Source organism: Microbacterium sp. NPDC059771 (assembly GCF_042732495.1).
Lineage (GTDB): Bacteria > Actinomycetota > Actinomycetes > Actinomycetales > Microbacteriaceae > Microbacterium > Microbacterium sufflavum.
The window spans coordinates 1,735,171-1,754,050 of sequence record NZ_JBHWHK010000001.1 but is presented as its reverse complement, the minus strand read 5'-3'; the positions used below and the strand labels follow the sequence as shown (position 1 = coordinate 1,754,050).

Sequence of the window (18,880 nt, the reverse complement as noted above, 5' to 3'; positions counted from 1 at the left end):
CCTCGTCTCAAGAGCTTCGTTGCGGAAGTCGAGCAGAGCGGACAGGCATCCGCTCTGAGGCGAGGTTATAGTAAAGGCTCTTTCCAGTAAAGAGGTTTCTAGTTATTCGATTCGAGGTCAGTACCAGATGTCGAGCGACGGGGCGGGGAACGCGGCCAGGGCCCGGTCGAGCGCCCCCACGGCCTCCGGGGAGCCGCTGATGCGGCCGGCACCCGCCAGCGAGGCCGCGCGCACGCTGCCCGCGTACAGCGACGACAGCGCCGACACCGAGAGCGTGACGTCCGCCTCCTCGCCCGAGGCCGACTCGACCTCGGCACGCCCCGCGCCGTCCACCCGCATGCGCCACTCCCCCTCGGCGAAGCCCAGCGGGTCTTCCACCCGGATCACGACGTCGAGCGGAGACGAGTACCGGCGCCCCACGAGGGCGGCAGGCACATCGAGGATGCGCAGCCAGCCGTGGTCGTGCACGATCTGGGTCACGCCGCGCGGGTCGGCGACCAGCCACGGCAGCGCATCATCGAGCGGGCGCAGGTCGGCGGTCACCTCGTCCACCAGGTCGTGCTGCAGCGCGAACCGCCACAGCATCGCGATCGACTCCGGAGTCTCGGCGACCAGCAGTCGCACGTGCAGGGCGAACCGGAACGACTCGCCCTTCTCGCTGACCGCGTACGCCATCACGCCGCGGACCACGCCGTCGGCGTCGACGTGTCGCACGCCCCGCACGCGGTCACGGTCGGTGTCCGACGACTGCAGACCGGCGAGGCCCGTCCAGCGCGCACGCCACCCCGGCACCTGTCCCGACCGCGCACCGCGCGCGCGCTCGTGCACCGCGCCGAGCTCCTGTGCGAGCTGCTCACGATCCAGGTACTCGATGCGCCCCTGCGGTGCGGGGCCGTCCCAGCCCGCGCGCCGCGTATCGACCGTGAACCGCGCGACCGGCACGGCAGACCCGAACCCGTAGCGGCCGTAGATCGTCGCCTCCGATGCCGTGAGCCCGGCGACCGCGACCCCGGCGTCTGCGGCGGCGCGCAGCTCGCCCTCCAGCAGGGCGCGGGCGATACCGCGGCGCCGGTGCGTCCCGGAGACCGTGACCCCGCTGATCGCCCACAGGCCGATCTCGCCGCCGGGCACCGTCATGGGCGTCACCCAGGAGTCGATCGTGGCGACGGGGTGCGGCGCGGTCGCCGCGTCGCGCTCATAGACCCCGATGTTGCGGCGGCTGCGCACGGTGGGCAGCCCGTCCGCAAGAGTCTCGGCGGTGGGTTCCGCGCCCAGGAAGCCACGGGCCAGCGCGCGCTGGAACGCTTCGACCGCCGCGGCGTCATCCAGGTCGAGCACCCGGTAGTCGAGCCCCTCCCCTGCCAGACGGTCGACGGAGGTCTGATCGGCGGGGATCCCGCGTGCATCGATGAGGGCCATGCGACCAGCCTATTGGCCGCCGCCGACGCGCGAGCGGGCCAGTCAGTGCTGCGCGGCCTGCACCTCGCGCAGGCGGGCGAACACCTGGTCGCGCAGCTCCTCGGGAGCGGTCTCCTTGCAGGCGCGCGCCACGACCTCGGTGAGGGTGGTGGCCACGAGCGCCTCGTCCCGGCAGGACGGGCAGTTCTCGAGATGCTCGCGGATCTCGGCGTGCTCGGTCTTGCACACCTCGTTGCGGAGGTACTCCTCCAGATCCTGACGGGCCTTGTCGCAGCCGCAGTCGCTCATTTCGTGCTCCTCGGTTCAGCCGCGGCGATGCCTCGCTCGGCGGCATAGTCGGCCAGCAGCTCCCGCAGCATCCGCCTGCCACGGTGCAGACGGCTCATCACGGTGCCGATGGGGGTCTTCATGATGTCGGCGATCTCCTGATACGCGAAGCCCTCGACATCCGCCAGATACACCGCCAGCCGGAAGTCCTCCGGGACGGCCTGCAGCGCATCCTTCACGACCGAGGCCGGCATGCGGTCGATCGCCTCGGCTTCCGCGGAGCGACTGTGCGAGGCGGTGGTCGACTCGGCACCGCCGAGCTGCCAGTCCTCGAGCTCGTCGATGGTGCCCTGGAACGGCTCGCGCTGACGCTTGCGGTAGATGTTGATGTACGTGTTCGTCAGGATGCGGTACAGCCAGGCCTTGAGGTTCGTGCCCTGGGAGAAGGTCGACCACGACCCGTACGCCTTCACGAAGGTCTCCTGCACCAGGTCGGCGGCGTCCGCCGGGTTCCTGGTCATGCGCATGGCCGCCGCGTACAGCTGGTCCATGAAGGGGAGCGCCTGCTCCTCGAACTCGCGTCGAGGGTCGCCGACGGTGTCTGCGGTTGCGGTGTCATCCATCACCGGCCAGTCTAGGCCGCGGAGGTCGATCACCTCGCGCTCCAACGTCGCGGGCATGCCCATCCCTTCCTGCCTCGGGTGCGCCGCTTCTCACGATGACGGCGTCCTGTTTACTAAGGTGAGAACCGATGAGCGCCAAAAGGTATTCCCCCTCCCGTGTGCAGGGCGCCTATCCCGCGCCCACCACCGACGCGCCGGTGCGCGCCGAGCTCACGATCCCCGGATCGAAGTCTCTGACGAACCGTGAGCTCATCATCGCGGCGATCGCCGACGGGCCGGGGCGTCTGATCGCCCCGCTCCACAGCGACGACTCCCAGCGCATGATCGAGGCCCTGCGCGCCCTCGGCGTCGGCGTGGAGGAGGTCGACGGCGGTCACGAGTTCGGTCCCGATCTCGTCGTCACCCCGGCGAAGCTGCACGGCGGTGTCACCATCGACTGCGGTCAGGCGGGCACGGTCATGCGCTTCATCTCCCCGCTCGCGGGTCTCGCCGAGAACGACGTGCACCTCACGGCCCACGAGACCGCGCTGCATCGTCCGATGGGCGGCCTGATCAGCGCCCTGCGCGACCTCGGGGTCGACATCGACGACGAGGGCACCTGGGCGCTGCCGTTCACCATCCGCGGGCACGGCCGGATCCGCGGCGGCCGGGTCGAGATCGACGCCTCCGCCTCGAGCCAGTTCGTGTCGGGCCTGCTGCTCGCCGCCCCGCGCTTCGATGTCGGCCTGCACCTCGTGCACACGGGCGAGCGGCTGCCGAGCCTGCCCCACATCGACATGACGATCGAGGCGCTGAGCCGCCGCGGCATCCGCATCGAGCGACCGGCCGTCGGCGAGTGGCTGGTCGAGGCCGGCGTGCCGCGTGCGAAAGAGATCGCGATCGAGCCGGATCTGTCGAACGCCGCGCCGTTCCTCGCCGCCGCGCTCGTCACCGGCGGAGCGGTGTCGATCACCGGCTGGCCGGCGCACTCGACGCAGCCCGGCGCGCTCCTGCCGGAGATCCTGCAGAGCGCCGGCGCCCACGTGTCCCGCCACGGTGGCACCCTCACGGTGCGCGCGGGCACGAGCATCCGCGGCCTCGACATCGACCTCTCCGCGGCGAGCGAGCTCACGCCCACGCTGGTCGGTCTCGCGGCATTCGCAGAGTCCCCGACCACGATCCGCGGCATCGGGCACATCCGCCTGCACGAGACCGACCGCATCGCGGCGCTCGTGGGAAACCTGCGCGCGCTGGGCGGCACCGCCGAGGAGCTTCCCGACGGCCTGCGGATCGTGCCTTCCCCCCTGCGCGGGGGTACGTGGCCCGCGCACCACGATCACCGTATGGCGACGACGGGGGCCCTCATCGGACTGCGGGTGCCCGGCGTCGAGATCGATGACATCGGCACGACCGCGAAGACCCTCCCGGAGTTCACGATGCTCTGGGAGCGGATGCTGCGAGGCTGACGGTGAGCTGGCTCGACGACACCGACCTCGACGACGACTTCGAGGAGTACGACGAGAGCGCGATCCGCACGCGTCCGAACCCGAAGGCGAACCGTCCGCGCACCAAGCGCCGACCAGCGCACGAGGACGCCCAGATCGGCCGCGTGCTCGGCGTCGATCGTGGACGCTATTCCGTCCTCCTCGACGAGGGCACGGCCGAGGAGCACACGATCACGGCCGCGCGCGCTCGCGAACTGCGGCGCACGCCGATCGTGACCGGCGATCAGGCTCGCGTCGTGGGCGACACCTCGGGCGCCGAGGGCACGCTCGGGCGGATCGTGGGCATCCTCGACCGCACGTCCCTGCTGCGCCGCAGCGCCGACGACACCGACCAGGTCGAACGCGTGATCGTGGCCAACGCCGACCAGATGCTCGTGGTCGTCGCCGCCGCCGACCCGGAGCCGAGGGCCCGCCTGGTCGACCGCTACCTCGTCGCGGCGCTCGACGCGGGCATCCGCCCGCTGCTGGTCGTGACGAAGACCGACCTCGCCGACCCCGCGGAGTTCCTCGCCCACTTCGACGGCCTCGACCTGCGCATCTTCACCAGCGCACGCGACGAGATGCCCGTCGCGGAGATCGGCGAGGCGCTGGTCGGCCACACGACCGTCTTCGTCGGTCACTCCGGCGTCGGGAAGTCGACGCTCGTCAACGCGCTGGTCCCGTCCGCCGGCCGCGCGACGGGTCACGTCAACCAGGTCACCGGCCGTGGGCGCCACACCTCCTCGTCGACCGTGTCGCTGCGCTACGAGGGTCCGGACGGCACGGGATGGGTCATCGACACTCCCGGTGTGCGCTCGTTCGGCCTCGGACACGTCGATCCCGCCAACATCCTGGCGGCGTTCACGGAACTCGCCGTGATCGCGGAGAACTGCCCCCGAGGCTGCACCCACCTGCCCGATGCGCCGGACTGCGCCCTCATCGAGGCCGCGGAGCGCGGAGAGCTGAGCGAGACGGGCCGCGCGCGCCTCGACTCGCTGCAGCGCCTCCTGCAGACGTTCGCCGACAAGGCGGAGCAGACTCCCGGCCGATAAAGTGGACGGGTGACTGAGCGCCTGGAACCCGGTACTGCCGCCCCTGACTTCTCCCTCCTCGACCAGGACGGGAACCCCGTCTCCCTGGCCGACCTGCGCGGCCGCAAGACCGTGCTCTACTTCTACCCCGCTGCGATGACCCCCGGGTGCACGACCGAGGCCTGCGACTTCCGCGACAGCATCTCGTCGCTGCAGGGTGCCGGCTACCAGGTCGTCGGGGTCTCCCGCGACGACCCCGCCACCCTGACCACCTTCCGCGAACGCGACGCTCTCACGTTCCCGCTGCTCAGCGACCCCGACCACGCGGTCCACGAGGCGTACGGCGCCTGGGGCGAGAAGATGAACTACGGCAAGGTGGTCGAGGGCGTGATCCGTTCGACCTTCGTACTCGACGAGGAGGGCGTGATCACGCTCGCGCAGTACAACGTGAAGGCCACGGGACACGTGGCGCGACTGCGCAAGCAGCTCGGCATCGACGCGTGAGCATGGCGCCGTGGGGCGTCACTCCGCCCCGCGGCGCTCGCCTTCGCGTCGCGCGCTGGAGATGAGCAGCGCGAAGCCGACGACTCCCGGAACCGCGAGTCCCAGCACGAACGCCCACGGCACCGGCTGCACCGTGAGCGATCCCAGCGCCAGGGCGACCGCGAGCACCTGAGCCACCACCCCGCCGGAGCGCGCCCACGACCGCCCGGAACGCGTCCCCACGGCGAACGCGACGAGGGCCGCTGCGCCGATCAGGGTCAGCACGATGAGCGCGATCGCCGTCGTCGACGACGCCGCGTCCCCCGCACCGAGACCGGCCACCTCGATCGCCGCGAACACGACGAGCGCGGCGGCTTCCAGAGCGAGCACCGCGGACGCGGCGAGGGCGATTCCCGGTGCGCGCACGGGGTCCTCCTGGGGGTGCAAAGCAGAGAAAACCCTTGATTTCAGGGTATCCATGTAACAGAATAGAGAAAGTCATGTGCTCCCACAGCGGCGTGGGGCGAACGTTCGCGTTCGCATCACAATCGGCGGGCATCCGCCCGCATCTCAACAGGGTAGCGGAACCCGAACCGCCGCCCGAATCGAGAAGTCGCATCGCGACATCTCATGAAATCCACACCGAGGAGCCCCCATGGACTGGCGCGATAAGGCCGCCTGCCTGACCGTCGACCCCGAGCTTTTCTTTCCCGTCGGCAATACCGGACCGGCCGTCGACCAGATCGAGAAGGCCAAGACGGTCTGCGCCACGTGCACCGTCACCGAGATCTGCCTGCAGTACGCCCTGGAGACCAGCCAGGACTCGGGCGTCTGGGGCGGCCTGTCCGAGGACGAGCGCCGCGCACTCAAGCGCCGCGCCGCCCGCGCCCGCCGCGCCTCCTGACGACTTCGAAGCGGCCTGAGATCAGATCTCAGGCCGCTTCCGTCTGTCCGGTGTCCGCGTTCAGCGCTCCAGCCATCGCAGCGGGATGTCGATGACCACCTCGGTGCCCTCACCCTCGCTGCCGCGCCACTCGATCGACCCGCCGAGCTCCCCCTGGATGAGCGTGCGGATGATCTGCGTACCAAGGCCCTGACCGACGCGCCCCTCCGGCAGCCCGTGGCCGGTGTCGCGCACGGTGACGCGGAGGTTGTCCTCGGTGCGCTGGGCGTCGATGGTCACCGAGCCCTCCTGACCCGCGAGCCCGTGCTCCACTGCGTTCGTGACGACCTCCGTCAGGGCGAGGGCGAGCGGCGTGGCGTACTCGCTCGGGAGCACCCCGAAGCGCCCCGTCGACTGCGTACGAGCCCGGGTGTTCGGCGCGGACGCCACCTCTGCGACCAGCTTGAGGACCCGATCGAACACCTCGTCGAAGTCGACCTTCTGGGTGAGTCCCTGGGCCAGCGTGTCGTGCACGACGGCGATCGCGTCGACCCGGCGCATGGCCTGCGTGAGCGCGTCTCGGGCCTCGTCGGAGTGCGTGCGACGCGCCTGGATCCGTAGCAGCGACGCCACGGTCTGCAGGTTGTTCTTCACCCGGTGGTGGATCTCCCGGATGGTCGCGTCCTTCGTGATCAGCTCCTGCTCCTGATGCCGCAGTTCCGAGACATCGCGGCAGAGCACGATCGCGCCGATGCGGGTGCCGTGGTCCTTCAGCGGGATCGCGCGCAACGAGACGGTCACACCGCGCGCCTCGATGTCGGTGCGCCACGGTGCGCGGCCGGTGACGACGACCGGCAGCGACTCGTCGACCTGCCGCGAGGGCGGTACCAGCCGGGTCGTGACCTCCGCGAGCGATTCCCCCTCGAGCTCGTCGTCGAATCCCATGCGGTTGAACGCCGAGAGCGCGTTCGGGCTCGCGAAGGTGGTGATCCCGTCGACGTCGATGCGGATCAGGCCGTCGGACGCACGCGGCGCTCCGCGACGGGGTGAGGTCGGTGCGGCCGGGTCGGGGAAGCTGCCGTCCGCGATCATGCGGAACAGGTCGTTCGCGCACTCGTCGAACGTGATCTGCTGCCGCGACGGCGTGCGGACCTCGCCGAGGTTGGTGTGGCGGGTCACGACCCCGATGACGGAGGGCGCCACGTCGTCGCCGCGGCGGGTGATCACGATCGGAACCGCCCGCACGCGCGTGGGCGTCTCCTCGAACCAATCCGGCGAGGAGGAGTCCACGATCTCCGCCGACTCGAAAGCGCCCTGGACCTGCGTGCGCCACTGCGGACGAACACGCTCGCCGACGATGTCCCGGTAGAACAGCGTCGCCGCGCCGCTCGGACGGGCGTGGGCGACGGCGATGAAGGACCCGTCCTCCGTCTGGATCCACAGCACGATGTCCGCGGAGGCCAGGTCGGCGAGGAGCTGACCGTCACCGGCAAGACGGTGCAGCCACTCGATGTCGTCGTCGGTCAGAAGGCCCTGGGTCTGGGCGAGGTCGCTGAGGGTTGACACCTACCCAGCCTAGGGCCGCACCGCCTCAGAGGATGGCCAGCGACGTCGCCCGCCATCGTCGATCGAGCCCTTCGAGTCGCACCGCGACCGCCCTGGTCCGTCCGGGACCTGCCACGACGACGACCGCTTCGATCACGCCGTCGACCGGCTCCGTGACCCGGAGCGAACGGATCACGAACGTCGGTCGCGCCGGCGGCACACCCCGCGCGCTCCTCGCCCGTGCCGCCAGGTTCGAACGCACGACCAGACTCCGGTACGCGTCCTCGCTGAACCATCGCGCGAGCTGATCGATCTCCCGCACACCGGCGAGCACTTCCAGGACACCGTGCGTGAGACGGCGCAGCAGCGGTGCGGGATCGGGAAGCTGACGCGTGGGCGTCGGCTGCGGGGCGAAGTACTCGTGAAGCATCATGGCGAACTCTCCGGTCGGCGGACGAACGGCGACAGTCGAGCACGCGCGAGCACCCGCGCGGGGGCGATCAGCGGAACTATGTGGATAACTCGTACATCCGACCCGCGCTCCCCCTACGCTCTGTCGGGTGCACTGGGACCGCCTCTTCGACGACCTCGAGAGCCAGCTCGCCTCGGAGTGGGAGGCGGAGCGCGCCGCGCTGGATGCGGAGTCCGAGCGGCTCCGCATCTCCCGACTCGACCTGCACTCGCGTCTCCGGCAGCTCTGCGCCGCCGACGCCGACGCGGTCGTCGACCTGGCGGACGGCCACCGGCTTCCGGTGACGCTCCGATCCCTCGGCGTCGACTGGATCGCAGCGGTCTCGCGGGTACCGCAGGAGGCGAGGGCTGCCGCGTCGGCCCTGCTGATTCCCCTCCCCGCGATCACGGGTCTCGCCGTCGACCACGGCGCCATGCTCTCCAGCCTCGACGAGCATCGGCCCGCCGAGCGCACCCTCCGCGAGCGTATGCCGATCGGCTTCGTGCTGCGCGACCTCGCGCGACGACGCGTACCCGTCCACCTGACCACACGACACGGAGACGACGTGCACGGCACGATCGATCGCGCCGCCGCCGATCACCTCGATCTGGCGCTGCACGACACCGGGGAGTCGCGGCGAGCCGCTGCGGTGCGCGGGTTCCGCATCGTCCCGTACGCGGCGCTCGTCGTCGTGCGCTTCTCCGGCGATCAGCGCGTGTGAGCCGCGGACGTTCCCCACACCTCGGGGAAGCTCGCGGTCTGCGACTGACGCCACAGCGCCATCCTGCGTGCCTCTTCCGACTGCTCGGCGAGGTACCCCTCGATGCTGGCCTCCTCCACGCGCCAGCGCGCGGGCGAACCCAGTTGCGCGCCGCGCAGTCGCCCCTCGTGGATGAGGCCGATCACCTCGGCCACGTCGATGCTCAGGAGCTCCGCGACCTGCGCGGGAGCGAGGAACTGCGGTGCGGGGGTCGGAGCGGGTGTCATACCCACATTCTGGTCGAGGGGCCACCGACGGAGGCGGGTGTCCCGCGTATGTGGATAACTCCGCGAGCCCTCTCCGCGGTTCTGTGACGATATCGCCATGGCTTCCCACTCGCGTCCGCGCCCGGCTTTCCGCGCCGACCTGCGCTTCCTGGTCGGCATCGCCCTCGTCGTCATCTCGATCGCCGGGGTATGGCTGCTCGTCGCGGCATCCGACCGGACCGAACCGCTCCTGCAGGCGCGGCGGACCATCGCGCGCGGCGAGGTTCTCACCGCTGACGACTTCGAGGTGGCCCAGGTCAGCATCGGCGCACTCACGGATCGGTACGTGGGTCCAGGTCGGCTCGAGCCGGGGCAGATCGCGCGGCGCACCCTCACGAAGGGCGAGCTGCTCCCCCGGTCCGCGGTGGCCGACGAGAAGGACGACCGCACCACCACCGTCGTGATCGAGACCACGACCGCGATCCCCGATTCGATCGGCCCCGGCGCCGACGTCGAGGTGTGGCAGGCACCCGCGAGAGACGACGGCAGGACGTTCGACGCCCCGCGCGTCCTCGTCGGCGACGCGGTGGTGCGGACGGTTCTCGAAGACGACGGCATGCTGACGGAGAGCGGCACGAAGGTGGAGATCGTCGTCGACCGGACCGACGTCGCCGACGTGCTCGCGGCCGCCACCGGGGGCGCCGCGCTCTCCGTGATCCCTGTCGGTGCCGGATCGTGATGGTCCTGGTCGCGCTCCCGAAGGATCGGGCGGACCAGCTCGCCGCCGAGCTCCTCCTGGAAGGAGTGGACGCGGTCGCCATCGATGGTCCGTCGAGCGTTCGCGAGCATCTTCACGCCGGCGTGGATGCGGTGATCGTTCCCGCCTCGCGCGACGCGCTGACTCCGGACCTGATCGCCGCATGTGACCGGGCGGGTGTCCGTATCGTGGCGCTCGGCGATTCCGACAGTCGTCTCCTGGCACGACTCGGCCTTCCGTCGGCGCTGCGCACGGATGCCCCCGGCTGGGAGGTGGCGGCAGCGCTCCACGCGGAGGCCTCGCCCGCCGTCGCCGAGACGCCTCGGAGCGCCTCCCCGAGGATCATCGCGGTCTGGGGGCCCCAGGGAGCTCCCGGCCGCTCGACGGTCGCGATCCAGTTGGCCGTGGAGCTGGCGCGCACGGGCCGCCGCACAGCGCTGCTGGATGCGGACACGGTCGCTCCCTCGCTCGCGCTTCTCCTCGGGCTCGGCGACGACGCCCCGGGAATCGCCGCTGCCTGCCGCCGCGCGGAGACCGGGGCACTCGACAGCGCCGAGCTCGCCAGGCTGGCGGCACGCGTCGGCGCGGGCGGTGTGGAGTTCGACGTGCTGTGCGGCATCAATCGTCCGACTCGCTGGCCCGAACTCTCGGCGCATCGACTCCACGTCCTCCTCGCGGCCTGCCGGGAGTGGGCGGAGGAGACGGTGGTCGACGTGGCAGCCGCGGTCGACGCCGACGACGAGGCGACCTACGATCTGGTCGGCCCTCGCCGCCACGCGGCAACCGCGGCGACCCTCGCCGAAGCCGACCGGATCGTGGCCGTCGCGGCCGCCGACCCGGTCGGCATCAGCCGCTTCCTCCGAGACCACGCCGAGGTCCGCCGACTCGTCGGCTCCACGCCCATCACGGTGGTGGTCAACGCCGTACGCCCCGGGCCGCTCGGCATTGACGCCCGGGGACAGGTCCGCCGGACTCTCGAACGGTTCGCCGGGATCACCGACATCGTCTTCCTGCCGTTCGACCAGCGCGCGGCAGACGCGGCCCTGCTGCACGCGCGGCCCATGGCCGACCTCACTCCGCGTTCCGCCCTCGTCGCGGGGGTGCGTCGACTCGCGCTGTCGCTCTCCCCCGCGCCCGCCGTCGCCGCGCCTACTGGCGGTAGCTCGAGAGGAAGTTCCCCAGTCGCTCGACGGCTTCGCTCAGCACTCGCGGCTCTGGCAGGGTCACCAACCGCAGGTGATCGGGATTCGGCCAGTTGAATCCGGTGCCCTGCACGACCAGGATGTGCTCCGACACCAGCAGGTCGTACACCAGCTTCGCGTCGTCACGGATCTCATGCACCTCGGGGTCGAGACGCGGGAAGGCGTACAGCGCCCCCTGGGGCTTCACGCACGTCACCCCCGGGATCGCCTCCAGGCCTTCCCATGCGATGTCCCGCTGCTCGTGCAGGCGACCGGTCGGCGCGATCAGCGCATCGATCGACTGCACCCCGGAGAGCGCCGCCTGCACGGCGTGCTGCGCGGGTACGTTCGGGCACAGTCGGGTCGACGCCAGCAGTGTGATGCCCTCGATGAAGCCCTTCGCATGGTCCTGCGGCCCCGTGATCACCATCCACCCCGAGCGGTAGCCCGCCACACGATACGTCTTCGAGAGGCCGTTGAACGTGAGGCACAGCAGGTCGGGCGCGAGGGTCGCCGTGGGGATGTGCACCGCATCGTCGAACAGGATGCGGTCGTAGATCTCGTCCGACAGGATGAGCAGCTGATGCTCCCTGGCGATCTGCACCAGGCCCTCCAGCACCGCGCGCGAGTACACGACACCGGTCGGGTTGTTCGGGTTGATGATGACCATGGCTTTGGTCCGCGGCGTGATCTTGGACCGGAGATCTTCCAGATCGGGCTGCCAGCCGTTGTTCTCATCGCACACGTAGTGCACCGGCGTGCCACCCGCGAGGCTGGTCATGGCGGTCCACAGCGGATAGTCGGGCGTCGGGATCAGCACCTCGTCGCCCTCGTCGAGCAGCGCCTGCATGGTCATGGTGATGAGCTCGGACACGCCGTTGCCGAGGTACACGTCGTCGGGGTCGAACCGCGGGAAGCCCTCGACCTGCTCGTACCGGCTCACCACGGCGCGTCGCGCGGAGATGATGCCCTTGCTGTCGCTGTAGCCGTGCGCCGTGGGAAGGGCTGCCAGCATGTCGTGCACGATCTGATGCGGGGCGTCGAAGCCGAAGATCGCGGGGTTGCCCGTGTTCAGCTTGAGGATCCGGTGGCCCTCTGCCTCCAGTCGCGCCGCCTCGACGAGGGCGTTTCCGCGGATCTCGTACAGGACGTTCTTGAGCTTCGACGACTGGTCGAAGGTGCGCGATGGTGTCATCGATCAAGCCTACAGGGACGAAAGGAGGGCCAATCCGCACGGACTGGCCCTCCTCTCACCCTGCTCGGGTCACTTCTTCTTCTTGCCCTGCGCCCGACGCTGCTCGCGGTTGCCGGCGGCCGGTGCGGGGGCCTCGGTGCGCTGGCCGAACGCGCCGCGCGGCGCCTCCTCCTCGGGGGCGGACGGGGGTGTCTGCGCCCGTGCGGCCGCCTGACGCAGACGGTCGGTCGCCGCCTGCTGCACCTGCCCGCGGTCGTTGCGCACCTCGACCTCGCCGGCGTCGTTCGCGGCGGAGTACTCCAGTCGCTGCTCGCCCCCGTCGGTGGCGAGGCCCTTCGCCTCGACCTCCGCGGTCTGCGCATCGCCGACGCGGCGCACCTCGACCTCGAGGTTGTAGAGGTAGCCGACGGACTCCTCCTTGATCTGCCCCATCATCGACTGGAACATCGCGTACCCCTCGCGCTGGTACTCGATGAGCGGGTCGCGCTGGGCCATGGCACGCAGGCCGATGCCGTCCTTCAGGTAGTCCATCTCGTAGAGGTGATCGCGCCAGCGGCGGTCGAGCACCTGCAGCACCACACGGCGCTCCAGCTCACGCGTGGCGGCCTCGCCCAGCGACTCCTCGCGCTTCTCGTACGCGATCTTCGCGTCGGACAGCAGCTCGCGCGTGAGACCCTCCGCGGTGATCCCGCCCTTGCGGCCCGCAGCCTCCGACACGACCTCGTCGATGGTCACTCCGACCGGATAGAGCGTCTTGAGCTCGGTCCACAGCGCGTCGAAGTCCCAGCTCTCGTTGTGACCCTCGCCGGTGTGGTCGCGCACGACGCCGCTGATCGCGTCCTCGATGAAGTGCTGCACCCGGTCGGCGATGTCGTCGCCCTGCAGGATGTGGCGACGGTCGGCGTAGATCGCCTCGCGCTGCCGGTTCAGCACGTCGTCGTACTTGAGGACGTTCTTGCGCATCTCGGCGTTGCGCGCCTCGACCTGCGACTGGGCGCTGCGGATCGCGCGGGAGACCAGGCCGGACTCGATCGGCACGTCGTCGGGGAAGTTGGTGCGGGCCAGGATCGCCTCGGCGGCGCCGGACTGGAACAGGCGCATGAGGTCGTCGGTCAGGCTGAGGTAGAACCGGCTCTCGCCCGGGTCGCCCTGACGACCGGAACGACCGCGGAGCTGGTTGTCGATACGACGGGACTCATGCCGCTCCGTGCCGAGGACGTACAGTCCCCCGGCCTCGATGACCTTGGTGGCCTCCTCCGCGACCACGGCCTTCATGGCCTCGTAGGTCTCGTCCCACGCGACCTCGTACTCGTCGGGGGTCTCGACCGGGTCGAGGCCCTTGGACTTCAGTTCCTGCACCGCGAGGAACTCGGCGTTGCCGCCGAGCATGATGTCGGTACCGCGACCGGCCATGTTCGTGGCGACGGTGACGGCCCCCAGGCGGCCGGCGCGCGCGACGATCTCGGCCTCACGCGCGTGGTTCTTCGCGTTCAGGACCTCGTGCTTGATGCCCTTCTTGGCCAGCAGCCGCGAGAGGTACTCGCTCTTCTCGACGCTGACCGTGCCGACGAGCACGGGCTGGCCGGCGACGTGCCGCTCCGCGATGTCCTCGACGACCTGGGCGAACTTCGCCGTCTCGTTCTTGTAGACGAGGTCGGACTGGTCCTTACGGATCATCGGCCGGTTGGTCGGGATCGGGATGACGCCGAGCTTGTAGGTGGACATGAACTCCGCGGCCTCGGTCTCGGCCGTACCGGTCATGCCGGCCAGCTTCTCGTAGAGGCGGAAGTAGTTCTGCAGGGTGACCGTCGCGAGCGTCTGGTTCTCGGCCTTGACGGGCACGCCCTCCTTGGCCTCGATCGCCTGGTGGATGCCCTCGTTGTAACGGCGGCCCACGAGGATGCGTCCGGTGTGCTCGTCGACGATCATGACCTCGTCGTTCATCACGACGTAGTCGGTGTCGCGCTTGAACAGGGCGAGCGCCTTGATCGAGTTGTTGAGGAACGAGATCAACGGAGTGTTCGCCGACTCGTAGAGGTTGTCGATGCCGAGGTAGTCCTCGACCTTCTCGATGCCCGGCTCGAGCACACCGACCGTGCGCTTCTTCTCGTCGACCTCGTAGTCCACACCGGCCTCGAGCGTGCGGGCGATCTTGGCGAACTCCGCGAACCAGCGGTTCGCCTCGCCCGAGGAGGGTCCGGAGATGATGAGCGGCGTCCGGGCCTCGTCGATGAGGATCGAGTCGACCTCGTCGACGATCGCGAAGAAGTGCTCGCGCTGGACGAGGTCTTCCTTGCGCCAGGCCATGTTGTCGCGCAGATAGTCGAAGCCGAACTCGTTGTTCGTGCCGTAGGTGATGTCGGCGGCGTACTGCTCGCGACGCACCGCCGGAGTCTGCCCGGAGACGATGATGCCGGTGGTCATGCCGAGGGCGCGGTAAACGCGTCCCATCAGCTCGGCCTGGTAGTTCGCGAGGAAGTCGTTCACGGTGATCACGTGCACGCCCTTGCCGGCGATGGCGTTGAGGTAGGCCGGGAAGGTCGCGACCAGGGTCTTGCCCTCACCGGTCTTCATCTCGGCGATGTTGCCGAGGTGGAGCGCCGCGCCACCCATGATCTGCACGTCGTAGGCGCGCATGCCCAGGGTCCGCTTGGCCGCCTCGCGCACTGCCGCGAAGGCCTCCGGCATGAGCTGGTCGAGGGTCTCCCCCTTCTCGTACCGCGCGCGGAGCTCCGCCGTCTCGTTGCGGAGCTCGTCGTCCGTGAGCTCCGAGATGTCGTCTTCCAGGGCGTTCACGGCCTTGACCACCTGATTGAGGCGACGGATGATGCGTCCTTCACCGGCGCGCAGCAGCTTCTCAAGAGGATTGGCCACGGATGTCTCTCCCTGTCATTGGGTCCTTGCCGGCCGCCGAGAGGCGATCGCCAGGCATACTTTGCCATGTTACCGGTCTGTGACCTGCGCGTCGCCTGCACGGCATATCGTGCCGCGCCGCGGCGGTGTTGCCGAGTATGCATATACTCGGCATGCTTCCGTCCGTCACGCAGAGGAGTCCGGCCATGTCCGTCCGCCACAGCCTGCTCGCCATCCTCGATCAGGGCGCCTGCTACGGGTACCAGCTCCGTCACGAGTTCGCCCGTCGAACGGGGTCGACCTGGACCCTGAACGTGGGACAGATCTACAACACGCTCGAACGACTCGAGCGCGACGGCATGGTGCAGCGGGGCGACGCCGACGAGCACGGCCACGTGTACTGGCGGATCACGCCGGACGGATCGGCCGAGGTGGCCCGCTGGCTGTCCGACCCCGTCGAGCGGATCCAACCGGCGCGCGAAGAGCTCGCCGTCAAGGTCGCGATGGCGGCGACGCTCCCCGGGGTCGACGCCGCCGACGTCATCCGCGCGCAGCGCGCGTCCTCTGAGCGCCGGCTCGCGGCTCTGCGCGACGCCGCCTTCACCGGTCACGACGCCGACAGCGCGGAGGCTCTGGCCTGGTCGCTCGTGACCGACTCCATGATCTTCGCGGCCGAGGCCGAGGTGCGGTGGCTGGAGCACACCGAGCGCCGTCTCGCCGCACACCCGCATCCTCAGCTCGCGCTCGGTCTCGCGACCGAGCGACCCAAGCGCGGCCGCCCCGCCGGAGCCGCGCAGCAGCGTCGGCCCGAACCCGTCGCCTGAGACCGCCGCGGTCGTACGGCACGTTCGCCTGGAGCGGATGCTCAGCCCGCGCGGTCACCGGGGAAACTAGGATCGCCTCATGGCTGGATTTTGGGGTAGACGCAAACGCGAACAGGAAGAGCTCGCCGCTCAGGACGCCGACCTCGCACGGCGTGCCGAGCAGGCCCTCGTCGGAGCCGACGAGCGCATCCGCACCACCGCCGATGAGCTCGTGTTCGCCGAGGCCGAGCTGGGCGAGTCCCTGACCGCCGACCTCAAGGCCGCCCTGACCTCCGTGCGCACGCACCTGCGCGAGGCGTTCCAGCTTCATCAGCTCAACCACGACGAGATCCCCGACACCGCCGAGGAGCTGCGCACCCGCAACGCGCGCATCCTGCAGCTGTGCGACTGGGCCGAAGACCTCCTGGACGAGAAGACGACCGTCCTCGCGGAGTCGGTCGCGAAGGTGCGCCGCGCACCCCAGATCATCGCCCAGGTGCGCGCCGACGCCGAGGCCCTCGCCGCGCGGATCCCCCAGACGGACGAGACGGTCTCCCGTCTCTCCGCGCGCTACGCCGACTCGGCGATGCACCAGATCACGGCGAGCGCCGCCGAGGCGCAGCAGCTGATCCGCTTCGCCACCCACAGCGCCGACATCTCCGAGCGACGCCGCGAGGCCAAGCAGAACGAGGAAGCCAACCTCGCCCTCGAGACCGCGACCGAGGCGACGCGGCGAGCCGCCGCACTGCTGGACGCGGTCGAGGACTTCGAGATCGAAGCGCTCCGCGCCGAGTCCACCCTCGCCGAGGTCATCGCCGACTCCCGCGGCGACCTGATCGCCGCCCGCAACGCCCCCGCGGTGCCCGCGGTCGCCGAGGCGGTGGCGGCGCTGCAGGCCGCGCTCGCCTCGCTGACCCCGGCCGGCCAGCCGAATGATCCGTTCGCCGAGCTGTCGCGACTGCGCGAGGCCAACTCGGCGCTCGACGACGCCATCGCCAAGGCCAGGCACCGCGCCGAGAATCCGCTGCCGTCGCTCGCCCAGGTACAGCACGCGATCGACGACGCGGACCGTCAGCTGGGCGTGGCACGCGGCCTGATCGCCGGACACCGCGGCTGGATCGGGGCGGATGCGCGCACACGACTCGCCGAGGCCGAGCGCCTGCGCGTCGACCTGAGCGACCTCCTGCCGGCGGAGGACACCAGAGAGGCCGCGCTCGTGCAGGCGCGACGGGTCGCGCACCTCGCCGCCGAGGCGCTGCAGCTCGCGCAGCGCGACATCGACTCCTCGCGCCCGCAGGACCAGGACTGGGGCGGCGGTTGGGGCGGCGGTCCGCGCCGGGGTGGTGGCATGGGCGGCGGCGACCTCGCCTCCGGCATCCTCGGCGGACTCGTCATCGGCAGCATCCTCGACGGCATCTTCGACTGACGCACCCCTGACCACGCGAAACGGCCCGATCCGCGATGGATCGGGCCGTTCGTGCGTCTGCCGAGCTCAGGAGGCGAGTGCCTCCGCCGGCGGTGCCTGCGTGCTCAGCGCGATCACGCCGTAGTCCCAGCCCTTGCGGCGATACACCACGCTGGGATGGTCGGTGCGGGCATCGACGAAGAGGAAGAAGTCGTGCCCGACGAGCTCCATCCGGTCGACCGCCTCCTCCACGGTCATCCACTCCGCATCGAAGCTCTTGGTGCGGATGACGACGGGCGAGTACTCCTCTTCCTCGTCGTTCTGCACGGGGATGCTGCCGGTCGCGACGGCGTGCAGGACCTCGACCGATGCCGGCTGCACGTCGATGCCCTCGAGCGATCCGCTGCCCTTCTCGAAGTGCGGGCCGCGCGGGTGCTGGCGTCCGTCGACGCGCTTCTCCTTCGCGCGGCGCAACTGCTCCGTCATCTTGTCGACCGCGAGATCCAGCGCGACGAACTTGTCGCCGTCGACCGCCTCGGCCCGGACCACGGGACCCTTGCCGATGAGCGTCAGCTCGACCGTCTCATCGGGGACGCGCCCGTTTCGATACACGCGGTGGGTGACCTTGACGTCCAGACGTTGCGCCTTGGCTGCGAGAGTCTCGATCTTGGCGATCTTCTCTTCGACGACGGTGCGGAAGCGATCGGTGATACCCACCCCGACGCCGACGATACTCGTTTCCATTGCTGCCTCCTTGTCCCGGTCCTCCCGGCCAAGGGCGGACCGTGGTCGCCTTGTGACACCCCACCGTAGTCCGACCGGCGACGGAAGTCACGGGTGTCGGCCCTGTGTCCCCGGTGAGTCTCCGATGAACCTCATCCGGATACCGCGTTCGTCGGCGTGGCGGCGAGCGCGACCAGCGCGATCACCTCATACCCGGCCTCCTCGAGCGCCCGCGCGGCCTCGTCCAGGGTCGCTCCGGTGGTGACCACGTCGTCCACCACGACGACCGCCGCGCCGCGCCCGTCCGCGACGGCACGCATCGCGGCGCGGACGTTGTCGCGCCGCTCCATCGCACCGAGGCTGCGCTGGTCGTGCGCCGCCCTGGTCCAGCGCAACACCCGCGTGGTGCTCGCCCCCGCCCGCCGCACCAGCAGATCGGGCACCCGGAAGCCGCGGCGCCGGAACGCACGGCGCGACGTCGGCACCGGCACGACGAGGGCTCCGTGGCTCACCGCGGGCCCGAGCACGGCAGCCAGCGCGGACCCCAGCGGGCGCGCGAGGAGGGTCTCGCCCTCGTCTTTGAGGCGGCGCAGGCATCGCGCCGCCACGCCCTGATAGGTCAGCGCCACGTGGACGTTCCGACCCTCGGGCGTGCGCACCGCCCGCGGGTCGGGGATCAGCTCGGCTCGACAGACGTCGCACAGCAGCGTGCCGGGCAGGCCGCACCCGCCGCAGACCGCCGACAGCAGCAGCGCGGCCGCCTCGAGCACGACGGAACGGAGGGCGGAGGGCACGGGCATGCCTTCATGGTGTCTCCGGGCCCGCTCCGCGG

Annotated in this window: 20 protein-coding genes; 9 read left to right on the top strand and 11 right to left on the bottom strand. The window is 70.3% G+C overall.

The window, feature by feature from the left end:
• Window positions 1-117 precede the first annotated feature (117 nt).
• From ACFV3I_RS08300 to ACFV3I_RS08290, 3 genes are read right to left on the bottom strand one after another with little or no spacing between them, the layout of a single operon-like run.
• A complete protein-coding gene (locus tag ACFV3I_RS08300; protein ID WP_378822689.1) occupies window positions 118-1,419 on the bottom strand; it encodes a GNAT family N-acetyltransferase in 1,302 nt (433 codons plus the stop codon).
• A gap of 42 nt (window positions 1,420-1,461) precedes the next feature.
• The gene (locus ACFV3I_RS08295) at window positions 1,462-1,707 is read right to left on the bottom strand and encodes a zf-HC2 domain-containing protein (protein WP_136032923.1); all 246 of its coding nucleotides are present in this window, start codon (window positions 1,705-1,707) and stop codon (window positions 1,462-1,464) included.
• A complete protein-coding gene (locus ACFV3I_RS08290) occupies window positions 1,704-2,366 on the bottom strand; it encodes a sigma-70 family RNA polymerase sigma factor (protein WP_136032921.1) in 663 nt (220 codons plus the stop codon). Before ACFV3I_RS08290 ends, ACFV3I_RS08295 begins: the two co-directional genes overlap by 4 nt.
• Window positions 2,367-2,437: 71 nt before the next feature.
• On the opposite strand from ACFV3I_RS08290, the gene aroA reads away from it, so the two are divergent.
• Genes aroA through bcp form a run of 3 tightly spaced genes read left to right on the top strand, consistent with a single transcriptional unit; the run spans window position 2,438 to window position 5,307 of the window.
• Entirely contained in the window at window positions 2,438-3,754 is a 1,317-nt protein-coding gene (gene aroA / locus ACFV3I_RS08285) for a 3-phosphoshikimate 1-carboxyvinyltransferase (RefSeq protein WP_136032919.1), read from the top strand.
• A 2-nt stretch (window positions 3,755-3,756) separates the two neighbouring features.
• Window positions 3,757-4,824 (top strand): ribosome small subunit-dependent GTPase A, encoded by a 1,068-nt coding sequence (gene rsgA / locus ACFV3I_RS08280; protein ID WP_378803589.1) that lies wholly within the window; start codon window positions 3,757-3,759, stop codon window positions 4,822-4,824.
• 9 nt (window positions 4,825-4,833) lie between these two features.
• The gene (bcp, locus tag ACFV3I_RS08275; protein ID WP_136032915.1) at window positions 4,834-5,307 is read left to right on the top strand and encodes a thioredoxin-dependent thiol peroxidase; all 474 of its coding nucleotides are present in this window, start codon (window positions 4,834-4,836) and stop codon (window positions 5,305-5,307) included.
• 18 nt (window positions 5,308-5,325) lie between these two features.
• Here the strand turns inward: bcp and ACFV3I_RS08270 are convergent, their stop codons facing one another.
• Window positions 5,326-5,712 carry a hypothetical protein gene (locus ACFV3I_RS08270; protein ID WP_136045625.1) on the bottom strand — a complete coding sequence of 129 codons (387 nt, stop codon included), beginning with the start codon at window positions 5,710-5,712 and terminating at the stop codon, window positions 5,326-5,328.
• A gap of 229 nt (window positions 5,713-5,941) precedes the next feature.
• On the opposite strand from ACFV3I_RS08270, the gene ACFV3I_RS08265 reads away from it, so the two are divergent.
• Complete coding sequence (locus tag ACFV3I_RS08265; RefSeq protein WP_017203224.1) at window positions 5,942-6,190, top strand: WhiB family transcriptional regulator; 249 nt, start codon at window positions 5,942-5,944, stop codon at window positions 6,188-6,190.
• 60 nt (window positions 6,191-6,250) lie between these two features.
• Here the strand turns inward: ACFV3I_RS08265 and ACFV3I_RS08260 are convergent, their stop codons facing one another.
• Both ACFV3I_RS08260 and ACFV3I_RS08255 read right to left on the bottom strand, forming a co-directional pair.
• On the bottom strand, window positions 6,251-7,735 hold the full coding sequence (locus ACFV3I_RS08260) for a sensor histidine kinase (RefSeq protein WP_136032911.1): 1,485 nt from the start codon (window positions 7,733-7,735) through the stop codon (window positions 6,251-6,253).
• Window positions 7,736-7,760: 25 nt separating this feature from the next.
• Window positions 7,761-8,147, bottom strand: a complete 387-nt coding sequence (locus ACFV3I_RS08255; protein WP_136032908.1) for an Rv3235 family protein — start codon at window positions 8,145-8,147, stop codon at window positions 7,761-7,763.
• Window positions 8,148-8,274: 127 nt separating this feature from the next.
• Between ACFV3I_RS08255 and ACFV3I_RS08250 the strand changes: the two genes are divergently transcribed.
• Complete coding sequence (locus ACFV3I_RS08250) at window positions 8,275-8,886, top strand: hypothetical protein (protein ID WP_136032906.1); 612 nt, start codon at window positions 8,275-8,277, stop codon at window positions 8,884-8,886.
• On the opposite strand, the gene ACFV3I_RS08245 is transcribed toward ACFV3I_RS08250, so the two are convergent.
• A complete protein-coding gene (locus ACFV3I_RS08245; protein WP_136032904.1) occupies window positions 8,874-9,152 on the bottom strand; it encodes a helix-turn-helix domain-containing protein in 279 nt (92 codons plus the stop codon). The genes ACFV3I_RS08250 and ACFV3I_RS08245 overlap by 13 nt on opposite strands.
• 97 nt (window positions 9,153-9,249) lie before the next feature.
• On the opposite strand from ACFV3I_RS08245, the gene ACFV3I_RS08240 reads away from it, so the two are divergent.
• Together ACFV3I_RS08240 and ACFV3I_RS08235 are read left to right on the top strand one after the other, a co-directional pair.
• Window positions 9,250-9,870, top strand: coding sequence for an SAF domain-containing protein (locus ACFV3I_RS08240; protein ID WP_378803588.1), 621 nt, complete (start codon window positions 9,250-9,252; stop codon window positions 9,868-9,870).
• Window positions 9,870-11,147: a CpaE family protein gene (locus ACFV3I_RS08235; RefSeq protein WP_378803587.1), complete on the top strand. Its 1,278-nt coding sequence runs from the start codon at window positions 9,870-9,872 to the stop codon at window positions 11,145-11,147. Before ACFV3I_RS08240 ends, ACFV3I_RS08235 begins: the two co-directional genes overlap by 1 nt.
• On the opposite strand, the gene ACFV3I_RS08230 is transcribed toward ACFV3I_RS08235, so the two are convergent.
• A complete protein-coding gene (locus ACFV3I_RS08230) occupies window positions 11,038-12,264 on the bottom strand; it encodes a pyridoxal phosphate-dependent aminotransferase (protein ID WP_136032898.1) in 1,227 nt (408 codons plus the stop codon). The two genes, ACFV3I_RS08235 and ACFV3I_RS08230, sit on opposite strands and share 110 nt — an antisense overlap.
• Window positions 12,265-12,333: 69 nt before the next feature.
• Entirely contained in the window at window positions 12,334-15,138 is a 2,805-nt protein-coding gene (gene secA, locus ACFV3I_RS08225; protein WP_378803586.1) for a preprotein translocase subunit SecA, read from the bottom strand.
• A gap of 185 nt (window positions 15,139-15,323) precedes the next feature.
• Here secA and ACFV3I_RS08220 point away from each other — a divergent pair, with 185 nt between their 5' ends.
• A complete protein-coding gene (locus tag ACFV3I_RS08220; protein ID WP_136032894.1) occupies window positions 15,324-15,941 on the top strand; it encodes a PadR family transcriptional regulator in 618 nt (205 codons plus the stop codon).
• A gap of 79 nt (window positions 15,942-16,020) precedes the next feature.
• Window positions 16,021-17,346 carry a hypothetical protein gene (locus ACFV3I_RS08215; RefSeq protein ID WP_206251468.1) on the top strand — a complete coding sequence of 442 codons (1,326 nt, stop codon included), beginning with the start codon at window positions 16,021-16,023 and terminating at the stop codon, window positions 17,344-17,346.
• 66 nt (window positions 17,347-17,412) lie between these two features.
• On the opposite strand, the gene hpf is transcribed toward ACFV3I_RS08215, so the two are convergent.
• On the bottom strand, window positions 17,413-18,069 hold the full coding sequence (gene hpf, locus ACFV3I_RS08210) for a ribosome hibernation-promoting factor, HPF/YfiA family (protein ID WP_136032892.1): 657 nt from the start codon (window positions 18,067-18,069) through the stop codon (window positions 17,413-17,415).
• Window positions 18,070-18,200: 131 nt separating this feature from the next.
• Entirely contained in the window at window positions 18,201-18,848 is a 648-nt protein-coding gene (locus tag ACFV3I_RS08205) for a ComF family protein (RefSeq protein WP_378803585.1), read from the bottom strand.
• Between the last annotated feature and the right edge of the window lie 32 nt (window positions 18,849-18,880).